This window comes from uncultured Psychrosphaera sp. (assembly GCF_947500655.1).
Taxonomy (GTDB): Bacteria; Pseudomonadota; Gammaproteobacteria; order Enterobacterales; family Alteromonadaceae; genus Psychrosphaera.
This window is the reverse complement of record NZ_CANMSK010000002.1, coordinates 44,743-62,359: the sequence shown is the minus strand read 5'-3', so window position 1 is coordinate 62,359 and position 17,617 is coordinate 44,743. Positions and strand designations below refer to the sequence as shown.

The following is a 17,617-nucleotide window of genomic DNA, read 5'->3' as shown; positions in this document are numbered from 1 at the left end:
GATAATGAGCATTAATAGAAGAGATTTTTTGTCATTATGTTTAAAAGGTGGTGTTTCGGCTGCAGCATTAACTAATTTACAACTTCAAGCGCTTACTGGTTCCGTAAGTTCTATTGAGCTTGGCGATTATAAAGCATTAGTTTGCATATACTTATTCGGCGGTAATGACTCACTCAATATGTTAATGCCAATGGAAGGTGAGCAACGTACTTTATATGAAGAAAGCAGACAAAATTTAGCCGTAGCGTCTCCAATTGCACTTACAACCAATAGTGTGTTTGATGGTATTGCAGGAATGCACCCATCACTTTCGCCAATCCAAAGTGTTTTTGACTCAGCTAACTTAGCCTTTGTTGGGGGGGTAGGGACATTACTTGCGCCTACAACGTTAGATGATTATAAAAACAAAGCCGTATCTATACCTGAGCATTTATTTTCCCATAATGATCAACAAGCATCATGGATGTATGGGCGTGAAAAACAAACATTAAACAGTGGTTGGGGAGCTCGTTTACTGGAACGTCTTGAACAACAAGAACAGTTTGCCACTAACATATCATTAGATGGCACTAATTTATGGCAAACAGGCACCAGCACTCAAGCATTTTCATTAAATAAAAGTGGTATAACTAAAATTAATGCCTTTTCAGATTATGAGCCTAGAGCTGACCATGTCACCAGTATAATGAATCGATTACTAACTAATACTAGCCACCCATTAAGTAGCGCTTATGCTAGCAGTTTAACCAGTGCGATTAATAACACTGAATTAATGAATAACGCGCTCGAAGAGGCACCAGAGCTAACAACCCAATTTAGTGAAACAAGCTTGTCTGAACAATTAGCAACGGTAGCAAAAACCATTAGTATACAGTCGGCTCTGAGTTCTGAACGCCAAGTATTCTTTGTTTCATTAGGTGGTTTTGATACTCATGATTACCAATTAGATAAACATCCCATTTTACTTGATACGCTATCTCAAGCATTGAGTGAGTTTAATAGTGCAATGGAAGAACTTGGCATGTCTGAAAAAGTCACCACCTTTACTATGTCTGAATTTGGCCGAACGCTTACGTCCAATGGTGACGGAACCGATCATGGTTGGGCTGGAAACCAAATTGTAATGGGAGGCGCAGTAAGTGGCGGTGATATTTATGGTGAGTTTTTATCTCAACACCTTAATGGACCTCTAGATCTTGGCGGTGGCCGCTTAATTCCACAAGTTGCTAACGAGCAATACTTTGCAACATTAGCTCAGTGGTTTGGTGTACCAAGTTCTGAACTTGGCGATATTTTCCCCAACTTACAATATTTTGATAACTCTACGTTAGACTTTTTTGTATAAACAATCAGTTTAGATATATATTCAATAATAATAGTAACTTAGGTAACTTTTAGTTTACTATTTCTGGAGGAATATCGTCATACTTTTTAATAATGTATATACACATGGAAGGTTATTGTCCGTTTGCTGGTTATCTACAATAAATCAGTCGGATAAGCGACAACGTGGTACAAACGAGCAAATCCGGTATTTACCAGAATAAACTGGGGCTGAAGCTTTTAAATAAAGTGGATAGCGATGGTAAAACGCTAATGCCTGCTATTAAGTAACACAGCGGAGCATTAAAACTATTCTGTTAAGCCCAATTAACGGCTATGCAGATTAATTATAAAAAATAGGACGGAAGTACTTGTGAATATTTTTCTAAAAGCCAGCATGATCTTGGTTGTGGGCTTTGTCACTACTGTTAATGCTGCTAAACCAACGACTAATCTGTCAGCTGAATTATCAAGCAAAATCATTGAAACTGTTAGTGTACAAAAAACAGATAAGTTTGATGATTTCTTAGCTAAGTTACTTTCCTGCAAGTTAAGCGCAGAACAAAAACCGTTAATCGCCACAATCAAAAAATTCCGCAATAAACAAACGTTAGAAGGTACTGAGTTACATCAAGTACAACGTTTATTAGGTTTATACACCAGAATCAAATACGGCCAAGATGCCATGGATACGTTAGCAAAATTTGTAGCTATTCCAACATTTAGAGTTGAAGGCATTGAACAACACGACAATCCTGAATTCCATAAAATGGCCGATGCCATTGAGGGATTAGCAAAAGACTTTAACTTAGCGTTTCGTAATATTGATAACCGAGTATTTGAAGTATCTATAAAAGGCAGTTCAGATGAAGTTGTTGGTATTCATGCTCACACCGACGTCGTTCAAGTTAACCCTTCTTTATGGGTACTAGAAGATGGTACTAAACTGAATCCTTTTAAACTTACCTTAATTGGCGACCGTATGTATGGCCGCGGGACTGAAGATGATAAAAACGGTATTGTTGTATCAATGTACGCAATGAAAGTTATCCAAGAAGAAAACCTGCCTTTATTACGTAACTTTAACCTGTTAATTGATACTACTGAAGAAACAAGCTCATCAGCAATTCCTTACTACTTTGAACGTAACCCTACACCAAACTACAATTTAGCGTTAGACGGCGGTTATCCTGTCGTCATTGCTGAAAAAGGTTTTGGCATTATTATGGCTGATTTTGCAGTGCGTACAGGCTCAAAAACACCAACTACGGGCGCTGAAATTGTAGACGTTACCGGTGGTTTAGCGATTAACCAAATTCCCGCTGCCAGTTTAGCTAAGATTAAAACCTCGAACCCTAGTGACTTAGCAAGCAAGCTAAATACCTTAGGCGCTGCGTTTGTAGCCAAGAATAAATCAAACTTTGCTATTAACGCAGTGGTTCAAGCACAAGATGTAATACTGACGGTTAAAGGTGTTTCTGCTCATTCATCAGAGCCTGAGTCTGGTGTCAATCCAGTATCTAGAATGTTTACCTTTATTGATTATGTCCAACAGCAACAAAATACCTTCAAACAGAATCATATTACTGACGCCGCTAGTTACATTGCTGCTAACTGGGGATTAGGCTATCTGGGAGAAACATTAGATATTGGTTTTGCTCATGACTTTATGGGGCCTTTAACTAATGCGGTTACTTCTGTAAAACTTGATGAGAAAAGCTTGAAAGTTGGTGTGAATTTGCGCATTCCAGTAGGACGTGACTTAGATAAATACAAACAAGAGATTTCAACTAAGTTAACCAAATGGCAGCAAGCCAGTAATATTAGCCTTAAATATAATGTTTATATGAAAGAGCCTATGTACCGTAATCCAAAAGGCCAATGGGTAAATGCATTATTGGATGTAGCAACCGAGAACTTGTCTATGCCGCGTGAATTTGGTTCATCTAGTGGTGGCACATCTGTGCATAACCTACCTAATGGTGTGCAATTTGGACTGGCAATGCCAAATCAAAAATACACAGGTCATAATGCTAATGAATTTAAACGTGTAGATCAGTTTTTACTAGACCTACAAATCATTACAGAAATGATCGCACGTATTGGTCAGATGCCTGATTTAAAATAGTATCGATTGTATGGTTTGAGCCTTTTACTATTGCTAACAATAGTTTGGGCTCAATATTTACTATGTGCTGCTTAATAAGACAATCTAAAACTTATAACGCTTCAATCTTAGTCTTAAGCTCATCTATTTGAATCTCACCTTTAGTTAAAAAATCTTTCACAAAATTAAACGATGATGCTCTAGCTTTATCTTCCGGAAGATCCGATGATGAATACATCATAATCACACAAGATTTTAATTCTAATGTTTTACGCAGTTCAGCGAATTTTTCCAAAAACTCAAAACCGCCTATATTTGGCATATTAATATCTAAAAATATAACGATTGGCGGGAATTTGTCTTTATAAATTTTGCGGTTTTCTTCATAGTCCTTTAAAAATTGTAGGGCTGATAAACCATCATCCTTTTCAAAGACATTCATCACACCAATTTTATTGAGATGACGTTTAAGAATATAACGGTCAACCTCACAGTCATCTATAATCAATACATTTATTTGCTTCATTTAACGATCTCCTTTTCAAACACTATTGTAAAAATAGTACCGGTTCCTGATGATTTCATTTCAATAGTACCCCCCATATAATCAACGTGCTTTTTAACAATAGCCATTCCCAATCCTGAGCCAAAACTCACGTTCGGGTGGAAACGTTTAAACATTTGAAATACTTCGCCCTGCCTTGATTTAGGTATACCTAACCCATTATCTTCAACCTGGATCACATAGCTATCCGATTCCTCCAGCACACTTGTTTTTACGAACGATTGCTCCTGATTTTGATAACTGTATTTAATGGCATTAGACACTAAATTCTCTAAAATTTGGACAATCCTTACTTTTTCATTTTTCATTGGTTTCTGCACATTTATATCAACTATAAATGTGCAGTTATTGTCTTTTTGTAGTTCACTTGTAGTAGATTTTAGTTCTAATAGTATTGATTCAAAATCAATTTCAACTAGCTCTTTCTCACTAGAATCTGCCTCTGTTAATGCTAAAATCCCCATAACAAGTTGTTCTAATTTGATCATCTGAGAGATAATTTTGTCCGTATCATTTAACGCTGTGTTTAACTCACCATCCTTGATATCTTCCTTAATAAATTGCGCCAGTCGTTTTGTCGATGTTAAAGGAGCCTTTAAATCGTGTGAAACACGGTAAGCAAATTGAGCTAACTCCTCATTTGCTCGAGTTAAATTCAATGTCCTTTTCTCTACCAAAGATTCTAATTTTTGATTGATTTCTATGACCATTAATTCCTTTATCACGCGCTTTTTAGCTACATCTAATAACGTTTTTAATTCACCTGTCACATTTTTATCTATCTCTATATCCAAACTCTCTTTACTATTTGGATTACTTAGCAAGTTTATTACACTGCTGATTGAGCTCTTTATGTTGCGCGACATGTAAGTAATAAATAGTATGTTAAAAAAAGAAACAATAATAACTAGGGGAATTATTGTACGCATAATAAATGCGACTGTTTCTACTATAGGCTTTTCAAATAAAATTGAGTTTTCATTGAATGCATCGGAAGCCACTTTGAGTTCTTGAACTAAACTATCCCTATCACCAATCTCTTCAGAAAATTTATCTAAATAAGCCAATATCCTATTTGCAGACTGGATATCCTGCTTACATATATCTAAAGCGATGTCGGTGCCAATCTGTTTCATCATAAATAGATTAAGGGCATTAACTTGATCTAAACAGTCAATCGGTTGCTGTTTAATATTATTAATATCAAATTTCAACTGTGCTATAGAAATAGAAGAAGAACCATTTTCTATATTGGTTATTTCATTAGAAAAGATAGAACTATATTTTAAGTGTAGAAAATTGAGTTGGTGGAATGTTGCACCTTTTGCAACTTCAAAAATAGACCATAAAGTTAAGTTTATTTCAAAGAATGTCAAAGCAACGATGATCATCAACTTGCTGGATATTTTCATTTATAACCTATATTAAGAATCTAGATACCTAAATGGGAATCGCTTATTTATATAGTATACAAGGTAGTCGAAGACTGGTTTTCTGTCTAATTTATAGCCTACTTTGTGACATTAATAACAGGGCGGAAGAATGTACTTTGTGTGCCATCGTTAAAAATTATAATTATCTGCAAAACAGAAATCGACAAAGATTAAAAATGCGATATCATTTAACGCATAAATATCTCAGGAAAAATATCATGTCTGAATTTAAACGTATTAGTGTTGCAGAAGCTCATAAATTAATAGAAGCGGGGCATGTTGTTATTGCCGATATTCGCGATGATCAATCATTTGCCAGTGGTCATGTAGAAAATGCATTCCATTTAAGTAATGCTAGCATGTCTTCGTTTTCACAAAAATACGATTACGAAACTCCAGTTTTAGTATTTTGTTATCACGGCAATAGCAGCCAAGGCGCTGCACAATACCTTGCGCAAGAAGGCTTTGATGAAGTTTACAGTGTGGATGGTGGATTTGAGATGTGGAAGCTTAACTATCCATTCGTCACATTACCACAATGATAACCATTGGTGAGCTTGGTAATAAACGCGCTTGCCAAGCTTTTGTTGACTACTTAAGTGTTAATAAGATTGAGCATAAGGTTGAGAAGCTAGATAACCGTTATGTTATCTCCGTTGCTCCTGAGCAACATCAACTATGCCAGAAGATGTTTACTGATTTTGTACATAACCCAAACCAAGCTAAATTTTTAGATGCATCTTGGCAAGTAAACCAACCTCAAGACAATTCTGTATTTGATGGTAGTAATTCAAAAACAGATTTAGGTTTAGCCCGAATTTGGAATAGTACAGGCTGGTTCACAAAACTTATTACTTTAATTTGTATCACTATTTATATCGCCTTTTACTCTGGCTACTCTCAAGTGATTTTCAATGCACTTAGTTTTCGTTTGGATTTATCACAGCCGTATCGGTTATTTACTCCAATACTAATGCACCTGGATACATTGCACTTAGTATTCAATATAACTTGGTGGTGGTACTTAGGTGGTAAAATAGAGAAATCTTTATCTGCTTTTTGGTTAATCAATTTAACCTTATTAAGCGCGTTATTATCCAATACAGCACAGGCGGTATTAGTTAGTACGAACTTTGCGGGCATATCTGGCGTTGTTTATGCGCTAACTGGATTCACTTGGCTATATGGACGAAATAGGCCAAATAGTGATATCCAATTACCTAATAATATTTTTGTATTTTTACTAATTTGGATGGGACTTGGTTTTATTGACTTATTACCAATAAACATGGCGAATTGGGCACATTTATTTGGTTTAATTGCTGGTTTAATTTGTGCGCAAATATTAACAGTGAATAATCGTTAGCTTAACTTTATTAATTCGCACAGATAAAAAAACACGATACATATATCGTGTTTTTTCATTATAAGTCTTTAATATTAATGATATAAATATTTAGTAAACAAGATATCCTGTATTAAAGCATTGCCAGTCTCTTCTTCCATTACTCGCTTTAATCTATCTAGAATAAGTACGCGGATCTCTTCTCGCCCTGTCATAGATTTAACTTTTTGCTCTGGTTGACGCATTAACACATCAATAATCGCATCTCTTAATAACGGACTATGGTGCTCAACAATTGAAACGTAGCTTACATCTTCTACCATTAATTCTACTGTGATGCGGACAAAACCTACCTTTCTTGCGTTAGCGCTGACATAATTGGTGATAATATCTGGCTCAAAGCCATAATAACCAACGTTAAACTTTTTAACCGCAACATTTGCGTGAGCTTGAGTACTTGCTAAAAAACCTATTAATACCAATGCGTTAAAAAAACGTTTTATCATTTTCCAATCCTATAAATGTCTAATCCAATATATTGTTAATTCTAGAGGTTTATTGATTAACTACCACTGTTAATTTAAAACTAACAAGATCTTTTTTATTGAGCTTGTTAACATACGCCCAGATAAATTATGTGGTAATTAAATTGTTTCCAATTAACCTTCCAAACCTTTGGTACTCTAGCGACCAAAAAGACCAGAACATTAATGATACCGATGTAGAAAGTTGGATTTGTTCTGATACTTCATTGACCGTTAAAGTCAAAGAGTTAGGAACTGCTTTTTCTGTTCAGCTGCTAAGCCAAGTAGAACAGGTTATCTCAGCCGATATAAAAACACTATTGTCGGTTAATGATAACAGCGGTTTATTCCGTGAGGTATTGTTAAAACAAGGAACTAAGCCATTAGTTTATGCTCAAACAATAATGCCAGACTCTACAGTGACAGGCACAGAATCAATGTTAAGCGAACTTGGTAATAAATCGTTAGGACAGGTTTTGTTCCAGTCACCACAAGCGATTCGCAGTAATATTGAATTTTCTATTGTGGCGCCAACGAGTCAGCTTGGTCAATATATAGAACAACAATTGCAACAACCTATAAAACAGGATTGTTATATTCGCCGATCTGTTTTCCATTTAAATGGAAAACCATTATTAGTCTGTGAATGCTTTTTACCTGAGCTTTTTAATTAAAGCTATTTATTAATCACCTTTTCAAATAAGAGACCTTATCCATGCGATTTTTGCTAAAACCATCTAATTACGCAGCCTACATTCAGTTAATGCGTCTGGATAAACCTATTGGTATTTATTTACTTATGTGGCCCACATTATGGGCACTATGGATAGCATCTAATGGATTTCCACAATGGCATTATTTACTGGTATTTATATTAGGTACGGTTGTGATGAGATCTGCAGGCTGTGTTATTAATGATTATGCTGACAGAAATATAGATGGCAATGTAACGAGAACCAAACAAAGACCGATTCCGTCTGGAAAAATTTTACCTAATGAAGCATTACAGTTATTTGTATTATTGATATTTATCGCATTTTTATTGGTATTAACGCTAGATCTGCAAACCATAATCTTATCGGTTATTGGTTTAATATTAGCTTTTTGTTATCCCTTTATGAAACGTTACACCCATTACCCGCAAGTGGTACTAGGTGCTGCATATAGTTGGTCCATGCCTATGGTATTTATGGCAATAAATGCCGACTTACCAGACGTATTATGGTTATTATATTTTGCAAACCTTGCCTGGACTGTTTCTTATGACACTTTATATGCCATGGTCGATAGAGAAGATGATTTAAAAATTGGTGTTAAATCTACCGCAATAGCCTTCGGTAAAAATGATCTACTAAATGTTGGAATGTTACAGCTCATTACTTTGTTATTGATAGGTAAAATGGCGATTGTATTAAATTGGCACTGGCCTGTAATTACTAGTTTAGTGATTTGTGCTTTGTTGTTCATGAAACAGCTATGGCAATGTAGACATAGAGAACGAATGGCCTGTTTTAAAGCATTTTTAGAAAATCATTTTATTGGAATGGTAATATTTATTGGACTTGTGATTGAGTATTGGCTGTATTAGCTATTGGTTATATTGAATAAACGAAGAGTGTACTAAATGATCAGAGGCTTTATAAAATGAATACATTTTTTATCATATTGCCGTTAATTATAATCTGCTTTTTAGGATATTTAACGGTAAGGGTAAAACTATTTAATAAAGCACAAATGGATAGCTTGTCGGCCGTTAGTTTTAACTTGTTAGTACCTTTATTCTTATTTAACTCCACATATAAAACCAACTTAGAAATTGCACTTTCACCTCAATGGTTTTTATCTTTTTACATTCCTGTGATTACCAGTTTTATTGTTATCTTTATGATCAATAAATACAGACTGAAACATAAAAATGATTACAGTGCATTAACCGCACTTTCGGCGACTTACTCAAATAATGTTTTAGTCGCTATTCCTATTGTTGCTAGTATTTTATCTGAAACTGCAGCAGGTAGTGGATTTGTTCTAATTGCCTTCCATAGCGCTGTATTATTTACACTCACAGAAATATTAGTAAATAATTCTGGATTTAAAACTCTGATCAGAGCCGGTAAAAACCCAATAGTCCTGAGTATCCTAGGTGGGTTTAGCTTAAATTTATTAGGTGTAAGCATTCCAGAGTTACTATTAAACCCATTAACTACCTTGTCAGCATCTGCAATTCCATTGGCATTATTTGGCTTAGGTGCATCTATGTATTACTTACCATTTAAAGGTAATAGAACCGTGGCTTTCATTAATTCTGTCTATAAATTAATGCTACTGCCTGCATTTGTGTATTTAACAGGAACTTATGTATTTGAATTAACCTCTGAACAAATATTTATAGCGGTTATGTTATCAGCTAGCCCAGTAGGAGTCGGCGCTTACATTATGGCAAAAAAACACAATATAGCAGAAGATATATCAGCGTCTGCCGTTGTATTATCAACCTTACTTTGTATTTTTAGTTATCTATTTTGGATTAATTTCCTACTTTAATCACATAGCTATTCTTTTAAACATTCGTAACCAACTATTTTTATTAGATTAAATTCATGACTATTGTCACATCAAATTGGTGACAACTTGCTCTAAAATACTTCCATTGATTAGCCAATATTATCTACGTCAACTAAATAGGAGCTATGACATGAATATCAAGAAAACATTACTTATACCAATTGTATTAACAATAAGCTTACAACTGTCTTTTACTGCTATTTCTAGTCAAGCAGACATAGACCAAATAGAACAAGCCGCTGCAACGTTAAATGTGACTGAGCTACAAACGATAACTACACAAGTTACAGGATACGATAAAGCATTGGCGTATTACCGTACTGGTTTAAGCGCCAACTTAATGGGTAAAACTGAGCAAGCAAATCAGTCTATTGATCAATCTATCGAATTATTAGAACAGCTAGATTCATCAACACCTGATGATGTTGAAATTAAAGCCTTATTAGCACAAGTGTATGGTTATAAAATATCCCTAGAACCAATTAAAGGTATGTATTTTGGACCAAAATCAAATGCTAAGTTAGCTGAAGCTGAAACATTAGCACCAAATAACCCACGTGTTTTATTAGTGAAAGGTATTGGTAAACTAAATACACCTCCAATGTTTGGCGGAAGCAGTGAAGCGGCTTACCAAGCTTTTGATAAAGCGGTATTGGCTTACGCTAATGACCAAGATTCAGGATTCCATTGGGGTTATGCTGAAACTTATACATGGAGAGGTTTAGTACATATGCAAAGTGGTGAAACCGATAAAGCTAAACAAGACTGGCAACTGGCGTTAAACATTAACCCAGATTACGGTTGGGCTAAGATGTTATTGTCACAAAATTAATAACCTAGCTTTTTTTAACATGCCAACTGAGTTGTAATATCCCAGTTGGCTTTTCTCATATCGAATTAAGTCGCTGCATTATGTAGTTTTGTACAAAGCGCCACTAGGAATAGGTAAATGACTGAAAACACCGTGAAAACGCCATTTTATATCGAACCGATAATACGAACAGATGCCGCTAAGTGGAGTTATTTTTCTCTAATTTTTTCCGCATTTTATTTCTTCAATTTAATAGCCAGATACGACAGATATACCAGCAATGAACTACTGATCGCAGCCGGCATTTATATAGTTTTCATCTTGCTATATATACAAGCTATACGTACAACAGCTAATGCTGCAATTAAACCTATAATCGCCATTATTCTGTTGTCCTCTTGCGCCGCCTATATAAACCCAGGTGCTAATACACTGTTTGGATATGCTGCGTTTTTTACTGGTTATTATTTTTTACCTAACCGAGCTTTTTTATTACTGGGTCTTAATGTTTTAGGCCAAGTTATCTCTGCTTTTGCCTTTGATATCGTCAGCATCTATTACTTAGGTCCCTCATTAGCCTGTAGCCTTGGTTTATTTGTATTTGGCATTTTTAGTCAAAAAGAGTATTTGCATGGACGTATGCAAGAAAAGAAAAATCAACAAATTGAACAATTATCTACCATAGCTGAACGTGAACGTATCGCCCGTGATATGCATGATTTACTAGGACACTCTTTATCTTCGTTAGCATTAAAATCAGAGCTTGCTGAAAAATTAGCAGCCAAGCAACAGTTTGATGCAGCAAAAAAAGAAATAGCAGAAGTCGCGTCACTTGCAAGGCAAACGTTAGCGGAAGTCCGTTATGCTGTTACCGGTCTTAAACAAAAAGGGCTAGTTGGCACCATAGAAAGACTCACTAACGACCTTAAACAAATGAATTTTGAGACAACAAGTAATATCCAAGTTGGTGAGTTATCCGCTAAGGTTGAGTCCACCCTTATTATGTTAAGCAAAGAGTGGATAACTAATATTTTGCGCCATAGTAAAGGTGATCGAGTATCTATGACTATTAACTCAACATCTAAAGATGTGAATATGACGATCACCGACAATGGCAATATAGCTAACTTTACTGCCGGTAATGGTATTGACGGCATGCGCTCACGAGTTGCTGAACTAGATGGATTTATAACCATCACACATAACGACGGCGTAAAACTTGAAGTGACACTTCCATTAATTAACGAACAAACTGCAGTTAAGGTTTCACAATAATGAAAATATTAGTGGTTGAAGATCAAGCTTTAGTACGTGGTGCTATTTGCAGTTTATTGTCTTTAGAAGATGATGTTCAAATTGTAGGGCAGGCTGAAAATGGGCAAGTTGCACTAAACATGCTTGCTGACTTGGAGGTGGACTATATTCTAACCGATATAGAAATGCCTATTATGTCAGGGCTTGAATTAGCCGAAATCGTCCATGAAAAATATAGCCATATTAACGTTATGATCATGACTACATTTTCTAAATCAGGTTACATAAAAAGGGCAATGGCATTAGGTGTAAAAGCGTTTGTTCTTAAAGAAGCGCCAACTGAATATTTAGTTAATGCCTTTACTAAAGTGAAAAATGGTGAGCGAGTAATAGATCCTGAACTCGCATTAATGGCTTTAGATGATAATGACCCATTATCAAACAAAGAAAGAAAAGCGATAAAGCTCGCCGGGGATGGCTTAAAAACCGAAGAAATAGCGCAAACGTTATTTTTATCTAAAGGTACAGTTAGAAATTATTTATCCGAAGCCATATCCAAACTCAATGCCACTAATAGGGTAGACGCGGCAAGAATAGCTAAACAAAAAGGTTGGATTTGACGTGATATTAATGAACTACCTTTATAACAAGGGTATCTGTTGTTGCTCTAATTCCAATAGCCACTGTTTTTTGTCCAAGCCGCCAGCATAGCCAGTTAATGTTCCGTTAGCGCCTATAACTCTGTGACAAGGAACGATAATCGCTAGAGGATTTTTTCCATTAGCCGCACCAACAGCACGTACTGCTTTTGGATTATTTATCTTTGTCGCTAGATCTAAATATGAACAGGTTTCACCATAGGGAATATCCAATAACGCTTGCCAAACTTGGCGTTGAAATTTAGTACCTTCGTTATGAAAATAAGGAACCAAATCTAAAAATTCTTGCCGTTGACCAGCAAAATATTGTTGTAATTGCATTGCCGCTAAGTCTAATAATTCATGTTTAGACTCATCAACCTTGCGTACTACTTCCGACTCATCTTTGAACTTAAACGATTGATATCTTGGATTTATTTGATCTGAAATATCAAGAGTGATGTCCAACGGACCCAAAGGTGTTGTTATGTAACGATGCAAAGCTAATTTATTTTTCATTTTTCACTCGTATCTAAAAAATTACAACATTCCCCACATATTGAATGTTAAATATGAACGCCATGGTTTTGCTTGGTCAGCATCAATTTCTGGGAAAATATCTAACGCTTTTTGTACGCCTAAATCTGAATCTAACCAAATATCGGTATTTGCTTCACCGCGCATTTGTGCGTATTCCACAGTCCACGGACCTATGCCTTTCAACGCCAACCAGTCTTCAACTGGCCCATTTGGGTTTTCTGCACACCATTTAGCTAAGGTGATCAAGGTCGCTTTTCTTGCTTCAGGTATTTTCATAAATACTAAATCTGAGTCTGCCACTTGTTTTGCGGTCGGGAACCAGTAGCGAGTTTTGCTATCTTCGCCTGTTTTAATCTCTTCTTTGTCACCTAAGTGTTTGACCAGCGTATTCAATAATGTAGTTGCCGCTTTAACCGATATCTGCTGCCCTAAAATAGCTCTTATTCCGGCTTCAAATGAATTCCAACAACTTGGTATACGTATACCAGGTTGAATACTATGTTCTGGAAAACCCGTTTTTAAGATCTGTGTTTTAATTAATTCTACATTAGCGTTTAAATCGAAAACTTGTCTGATCTTCTGACTTACGGGATATAAATATTTTGCATCATCAATATTAATACTTACATTAAACCCTTGTTTGTCAGGTCTATGTACCGCATTAAACCAACCTTTAATATACTCACCAGTTTCAGTTCGCCAATGGAATGTTCTGCCGTAAGAGCTATTACCTAATGTTTCTATACCATCCATTAATCTAAACTCAGAAAAGTCATGCCAGTGCTGCCAATTAAAAGGTGGTTGGTAATTCATTTGTAGTCGTATTGGGGCGTCAGATACTTGTAACTTTTTAATTTCAGAAGGGGTTTTAGTGGTTATGCGTTTGAACGCATCATTAAAACGACGAACATTATTAAAGCCGCAAGCGTAAGCAATTTGGTTAATGGGCAAATGTGTTTGGTGTAATAAAGACTTAGCGAATAAAATTTGCTGATGTTGCACATAAGTTTTTGGCGAAACACCTAACTGCTGTTCAAACAACTTGCGTAGATATCTGTCGGTGATCCCTAACTTTTCTGCTAGCTCTGATAATTTTAGCCCGTTAAAACCATTTTGATGAATAATGGATAACGCACGTTTCACTGTGGTCTCTGTACCGCTCCATGCTGGAGAGAATGGAGCTGACTCAGGCCGACATCTTAAACAAGGACGATAACCTGACACCAAAGCTTCTGAGGCGGTCTCAAAGTATTCAACGTTTTCTTCTTTAGGTGGAAATGCAGGACAAACCGGTCGACAAAAAATACCTGTGGTTTTTACTGCAGTAAAAAATATGCCATCAAAACGAGGATCACGAGATAAACGAGCTTGTTGGTAATCTTGAATATTCATCTTTCACTCTACATCTGTTTATTAACTGGACGATTTTATGAGTGTAACCTAACTATTAAATAAAACTAGATGAAAACGGAAGTGAATGTTTTTATTCTTTGTTTTTAATAATTCGTTTTTAATTTTCTAGTAAAAAGAGTATTTCACCAAGATCAGGTTTCCAACCGTACTTTTTGATAGAAGTGCTTTTACCTTTTACAAAAACACCTTCATCCATTAATAGTGCACGTTGTCGCTCAAAAGTCTCAGAGCCTAAAGGAAAAGCCAATTGGCCAGACGAACGTAATACTCTAAACCAAGGAACCGGCTTACCATTAACACCATCCTTAGGTACATAACCTAAGCATTTTCCAGCAAGGCGAGCTCTCCCGGGTAAACCAGCCAAATCTGCTACCTGACCATAGCTGGCTACTTTTCCTTGGGGAATTAGTTGAACTACTTTCCAAATTTTTTCGTACTGAAGGTTATTAGACATTTTGGTTCCATGTGGAACTAAGTTATTAAATTATATGATTTTAATTACGAATTGTTATTTTGAATCATACTAACGTCTGAACTACTGAGTTTTGTAATACTCATAACGTTGAATAAGGTGATCTTGAATTGTCGCATCAGTAAAATGCTGATGTATATATTTAAATATTTCAGGTTTGCTCATCAATCCACGTCTTTCTTTGTATGCCCAATATGAAGACATTAAGTCATATTGAATAGCTTCTTGTTCTTGCTTACTTTTTGTTGCGATATTGTGAGACACGATAAGAAATACTTACAAATAAAATAGATAATGCATAATAGCTTTAAGCTGCATTAGCAACAAGAGACAAAAGCTATTTTAATGGATAAGACAAAGTAGTAGAGGTAATAATGTACAAAGGGGTGTTCCACCTCTCTTACCCTGCCTGTAAGAGAGCAAGAGAGGGGAACAAAGTGCTTTAACTTCCGTGTAAGGCGATGCCTCGCCTAAATCATCCCAGAGACAACCTTTCAGTTGTATCAACACAACAACAAGTTGACCATCAACTTACAGTTACAATATACCAACCAAACCAATAACACAAATGATAATCATTACTATTTGACTAATTTATTGAATTAATAATTATATATAATATAACCACATGTATTAATTATGTTTTTTCTATCATTTGATAGTTTTATTTATCAGAAATAAATTTCAGGCATAAAAAAACCCAGCCAAAGCTGGGTTTTTACATAATGGATGATGGAATGTCGACGATACAAGGGTGTATAAGAGTCGACTCATCAAACTTTCGGAAGCTTAATTAGCCTTTACGAATTTGTTGGATAATACGTATTTGAGCAATTGCTTCAGCAAGCTGTATAGCTGCTGCTGCGTATTCAAAGTCAGCGCCTGGATCAGCAATCGCATTTTCAGCAGCTTTTTTAGCTGCTAGTGCTTCTGCTTCATCTAGGTCTTCTGCTCTTACAGCTGTGTCTGCTAATACAGAAACAGATCCAGGTTGTACTTCTAAAATACCACCTGCAACATAGAAAACTTCTTCTACGCCGAATTGCTTAACTACGCGTACCATGCCAGGTTTAATGGCAGTAAGTAAAGGCGCGTGATTTGGATATATACCCAAATCACCTTCACTACCTGTTACTTGTAATGTTTCAACAAGACCAGAAAATAATTTCTGTTCAGCGCTTACTACATCCAAGTGTACAGTCATTGCAGCCATTTTACGCTCCGTATTCTATTTGTTAGCTCTTTCTACCGCTTCGTCGATTGAACCTACCATGTAGAACATTTGTTCTGGAAGTTCATCGTAGTCACCATTAAGAATACCTTTAAATCCTGCAATAGTGTCTTTAAGCGATACGTATTTACCTGGAGAACCAGTGAATACTTCTGCTACGAAGAATGGTTGAGATAAGAAACGTTCAATCTTACGAGCACGAGATACAGTCTGTTTATCTTCTTCAGATAATTCGTCCATACCTAGAATCGCGATGATGTCTTTTAGCTCTTTATAACGTTGTAATACAGTTTGTACACCACGTGCTACGTCATAATGCTCTTGACCAATAACTAATGGATCAAGTTGACGTGAAGACGAGTCTAGTGGATCGATCGCTGGGTAAATACCTTTTGATGCGATATCACGAGAAAGTACAACAGTAGCGTCTAAGTGAGCAAACGTTGTTGCTGGTGATGGATCCGTCAAATCATCCGCAGGTACGTATACCGCTTGGATTGATGTGATTGAACCTGTCTTAGTAGACGCGATACGTTCCTGTAGAACACCCATTTCTTCAGCTAGAGTTGGTTGGTAACCAACAGCAGAAGGCATACGGCCTAGTAGTGCAGAAACTTCTGTACCAGCTAATGTATAACGGTAGATGTTATCAACGAAGAATAAAACGTCACGACCTTCGTCACGGAATTTTTCAGCCATTGTCAAACCAGTTAGGGCAACACGTAAACGGTTTCCTGGAGGCTCGTTCATCTGACCGTACACTAGAGATACTTTATCTAGTACGTTTGATTCGTTCATTTCATGGTAGAAATCGTTACCCTCACGAGTACGCTCACCAACACCTGCGAATACTGAGTAGCCGCTGTGCTCGATTGCGATGTTACGGATAAGTTCCATCATGTTTACTGTTTTACCAACACCAGCACCACCGAATAGACCAACTTTACCACCTTTTGCAAATGGGCAAACTAAGTCGATTACTTTGATACCAGTCTCTAATAATTCAGTAGAGCTTGATTGTTCTTCATAAGAAGGCGCTTCACGGTGAATCGTGTAACGTTCTTCTTCGCCTATTGGACCAGCTTCGTCGATTGGATTACCCAATACGTCCATGATGCGACCTAACGTCTTAACACCAACTGGAACTTCAATACCTTTACCGGTACTAACGACTGCTGCACCACGTGACAACCCATCAGTTGTACCCATCGCGATTGCGCGAATGATACCACCACCAAGTTGTTGTTGTACTTCTAATGTTAACCCTTCAAGGTTACCATCAGTTACTTGTATAGCGTCATATACCGCAGGTACTGCATCTTGTGGGAACTCAACGTCCACAACTGCGCCAATGATCTGTACGACCTTACCTTGACTCATGACATTTCCTCATAAA

At 36.4% G+C, this 17,617-nt stretch carries 19 protein-coding genes; 10 read left to right on the top strand and 9 right to left on the bottom strand.

Annotated features, from left to right (window positions below; genetic code table 11):
* Nucleotides 1-4: 4 nt before the first annotated feature.
* Nucleotides 5-1,345: a DUF1501 domain-containing protein gene (locus Q0940_RS02430; protein WP_299263440.1), complete on the top strand. Its 1,341-nt coding sequence runs from the start codon at nt 5-7 to the stop codon at nt 1,343-1,345.
* A 351-nt stretch (nt 1,346-1,696) separates the two neighbouring features.
* Nucleotides 1,697-3,451: a dipeptidase gene (locus Q0940_RS02425; RefSeq protein ID WP_299263438.1), complete on the top strand. Its 1,755-nt coding sequence runs from the start codon at nt 1,697-1,699 to the stop codon at nt 3,449-3,451.
* Nucleotides 3,452-3,542: 91 nt separating this feature from the next.
* Here the strand turns inward: Q0940_RS02425 and Q0940_RS02420 are convergent, their stop codons facing one another.
* Complete coding sequence (locus Q0940_RS02420; RefSeq protein ID WP_299263436.1) at nt 3,543-3,956, bottom strand: response regulator; 414 nt, start codon at nt 3,954-3,956, stop codon at nt 3,543-3,545.
* On the bottom strand, nt 3,953-5,407 hold the full coding sequence (locus Q0940_RS02415; RefSeq protein ID WP_299263434.1) for a HAMP domain-containing sensor histidine kinase: 1,455 nt from the start codon (nt 5,405-5,407) through the stop codon (nt 3,953-3,955). Before Q0940_RS02415 ends, Q0940_RS02420 begins: the two co-directional genes overlap by 4 nt.
* Nucleotides 5,408-5,646: 239 nt before the next feature.
* Between Q0940_RS02415 and glpE the strand changes: the two genes are divergently transcribed.
* Together glpE and glpG are read left to right on the top strand one after the other, a co-directional pair.
* The gene (gene glpE / locus Q0940_RS02410) at nt 5,647-5,970 is read left to right on the top strand and encodes a thiosulfate sulfurtransferase GlpE (RefSeq protein ID WP_299263431.1); all 324 of its coding nucleotides are present in this window, start codon (nt 5,647-5,649) and stop codon (nt 5,968-5,970) included.
* Nucleotides 5,967-6,794: a rhomboid family intramembrane serine protease GlpG gene (gene glpG / locus Q0940_RS02405; protein WP_299263429.1), complete on the top strand. Its 828-nt coding sequence runs from the start codon at nt 5,967-5,969 to the stop codon at nt 6,792-6,794. The genes glpE and glpG overlap by 4 nt, the downstream gene beginning before the upstream one ends.
* A 74-nt stretch (nt 6,795-6,868) precedes the next feature.
* Here glpG and Q0940_RS02400 read toward each other — a convergent pair whose 3' ends face one another.
* Nucleotides 6,869-7,279 (bottom strand): flagellar basal body-associated protein FliL, encoded by a 411-nt coding sequence (locus tag Q0940_RS02400; protein ID WP_299263427.1) that lies wholly within the window; start codon nt 7,277-7,279, stop codon nt 6,869-6,871.
* Between the two features lie 143 nt (nt 7,280-7,422).
* Here Q0940_RS02400 and Q0940_RS02395 point away from each other — a divergent pair, with 143 nt between their 5' ends.
* The 6 genes from Q0940_RS02395 to Q0940_RS02370 all read left to right on the top strand — a co-directional run bounded on the left by Q0940_RS02395 (nt 7,423) and on the right by Q0940_RS02370 (nt 12,547).
* Entirely contained in the window at nt 7,423-7,971 is a 549-nt protein-coding gene (locus Q0940_RS02395; protein WP_299263425.1) for a chorismate lyase, read from the top strand.
* Nucleotides 7,972-8,012: 41 nt separating this feature from the next.
* A complete protein-coding gene (gene ubiA / locus Q0940_RS02390; RefSeq protein WP_299263423.1) occupies nt 8,013-8,885 on the top strand; it encodes a 4-hydroxybenzoate octaprenyltransferase in 873 nt (290 codons plus the stop codon).
* A 56-nt stretch (nt 8,886-8,941) separates the two neighbouring features.
* Complete coding sequence (locus tag Q0940_RS02385; RefSeq protein ID WP_299263421.1) at nt 8,942-9,841, top strand: AEC family transporter; 900 nt, start codon at nt 8,942-8,944, stop codon at nt 9,839-9,841.
* Nucleotides 9,842-9,992: 151 nt separating this feature from the next.
* Nucleotides 9,993-10,694 carry a tetratricopeptide repeat protein gene (locus tag Q0940_RS02380; RefSeq protein WP_299263418.1) on the top strand — a complete coding sequence of 234 codons (702 nt, stop codon included), beginning with the start codon at nt 9,993-9,995 and terminating at the stop codon, nt 10,692-10,694.
* 117 nt (nt 10,695-10,811) lie between these two features.
* Complete coding sequence (locus Q0940_RS02375; RefSeq protein WP_299263416.1) at nt 10,812-11,948, top strand: sensor histidine kinase; 1,137 nt, start codon at nt 10,812-10,814, stop codon at nt 11,946-11,948.
* A complete protein-coding gene (locus Q0940_RS02370) occupies nt 11,945-12,547 on the top strand; it encodes a response regulator transcription factor (protein ID WP_299263952.1) in 603 nt (200 codons plus the stop codon). Before Q0940_RS02375 ends, Q0940_RS02370 begins: the two co-directional genes overlap by 4 nt.
* Before the next feature lie 21 nt (nt 12,548-12,568).
* Here Q0940_RS02370 and Q0940_RS02365 read toward each other — a convergent pair whose 3' ends face one another.
* The 6 genes from Q0940_RS02365 to atpD form a co-directional block, all read right to left on the bottom strand.
* A complete protein-coding gene (locus tag Q0940_RS02365) occupies nt 12,569-13,084 on the bottom strand; it encodes a methylated-DNA--[protein]-cysteine S-methyltransferase (RefSeq protein ID WP_299263414.1) in 516 nt (171 codons plus the stop codon).
* A 21-nt stretch (nt 13,085-13,105) separates the two neighbouring features.
* On the bottom strand, nt 13,106-14,497 hold the full coding sequence (locus Q0940_RS02360; protein WP_299263412.1) for an Ada metal-binding domain-containing protein: 1,392 nt from the start codon (nt 14,495-14,497) through the stop codon (nt 13,106-13,108).
* A 118-nt stretch (nt 14,498-14,615) separates the two neighbouring features.
* Nucleotides 14,616-14,972, bottom strand: a complete 357-nt coding sequence (locus tag Q0940_RS02355) for an MGMT family protein (RefSeq protein ID WP_299263410.1) — start codon at nt 14,970-14,972, stop codon at nt 14,616-14,618.
* An 81-nt stretch (nt 14,973-15,053) separates the two neighbouring features.
* Nucleotides 15,054-15,254 carry a hypothetical protein gene (locus Q0940_RS02350; protein ID WP_299263408.1) on the bottom strand — a complete coding sequence of 67 codons (201 nt, stop codon included), beginning with the start codon at nt 15,252-15,254 and terminating at the stop codon, nt 15,054-15,056.
* Nucleotides 15,255-15,783: 529 nt separating this feature from the next.
* Complete coding sequence (locus Q0940_RS02345; RefSeq protein WP_299263407.1) at nt 15,784-16,203, bottom strand: F0F1 ATP synthase subunit epsilon; 420 nt, start codon at nt 16,201-16,203, stop codon at nt 15,784-15,786.
* A 15-nt stretch (nt 16,204-16,218) separates the two neighbouring features.
* Nucleotides 16,219-17,601: a F0F1 ATP synthase subunit beta gene (gene atpD / locus Q0940_RS02340; RefSeq protein ID WP_299263406.1), complete on the bottom strand. Its 1,383-nt coding sequence runs from the start codon at nt 17,599-17,601 to the stop codon at nt 16,219-16,221.
* Between the last annotated feature and the right edge of the window lie 16 nt (nt 17,602-17,617).

Bases quoted from the DNA above. Each gene is read 5' to 3' on its own strand.
- Q0940_RS02430 (WP_299263440.1), top strand. From the start codon at position 5: ATGAGCATTAATAGAAGAGATTTTTTGTCATTATGTTTAAAAGGTGGT.
- Q0940_RS02420 (WP_299263436.1), bottom strand. From the start codon at position 3,956: ATGAAGCAAATAAATGTATTGATTATAGATGACTGTGAGGTTGACCGT.
- Q0940_RS02415 (WP_299263434.1), bottom strand. From the start codon at position 5,407: ATGAAAATATCCAGCAAGTTGATGATCATCGTTGCTTTGACATTCTTT.
- glpE (WP_299263431.1), top strand. From the start codon at position 5,647: ATGTCTGAATTTAAACGTATTAGTGTTGCAGAAGCTCATAAATTAATA.
- glpG (WP_299263429.1), top strand. From the start codon at position 5,967: ATGATAACCATTGGTGAGCTTGGTAATAAACGCGCTTGCCAAGCTTTT.
- Q0940_RS02400 (WP_299263427.1), bottom strand. From the start codon at position 7,279: ATGATAAAACGTTTTTTTAACGCATTGGTATTAATAGGTTTTTTAGCA.
- ubiA (WP_299263423.1), top strand. From the start codon at position 8,013: ATGCGATTTTTGCTAAAACCATCTAATTACGCAGCCTACATTCAGTTA.
- Q0940_RS02385 (WP_299263421.1), top strand. From the start codon at position 8,942: ATGAATACATTTTTTATCATATTGCCGTTAATTATAATCTGCTTTTTA.
- Q0940_RS02380 (WP_299263418.1), top strand. From the start codon at position 9,993: ATGAATATCAAGAAAACATTACTTATACCAATTGTATTAACAATAAGC.
- Q0940_RS02375 (WP_299263416.1), top strand. From the start codon at position 10,812: ATGACTGAAAACACCGTGAAAACGCCATTTTATATCGAACCGATAATA.
- Q0940_RS02365 (WP_299263414.1), bottom strand. From the start codon at position 13,084: ATGAAAAATAAATTAGCTTTGCATCGTTACATAACAACACCTTTGGGT.
- Q0940_RS02360 (WP_299263412.1), bottom strand. From the start codon at position 14,497: ATGAATATTCAAGATTACCAACAAGCTCGTTTATCTCGTGATCCTCGT.
- Q0940_RS02355 (WP_299263410.1), bottom strand. From the start codon at position 14,972: ATGTCTAATAACCTTCAGTACGAAAAAATTTGGAAAGTAGTTCAACTA.
- Q0940_RS02345 (WP_299263407.1), bottom strand. From the start codon at position 16,203: ATGGCTGCAATGACTGTACACTTGGATGTAGTAAGCGCTGAACAGAAA.
- atpD (WP_299263406.1), bottom strand. From the start codon at position 17,601: ATGAGTCAAGGTAAGGTCGTACAGATCATTGGCGCAGTTGTGGACGTT.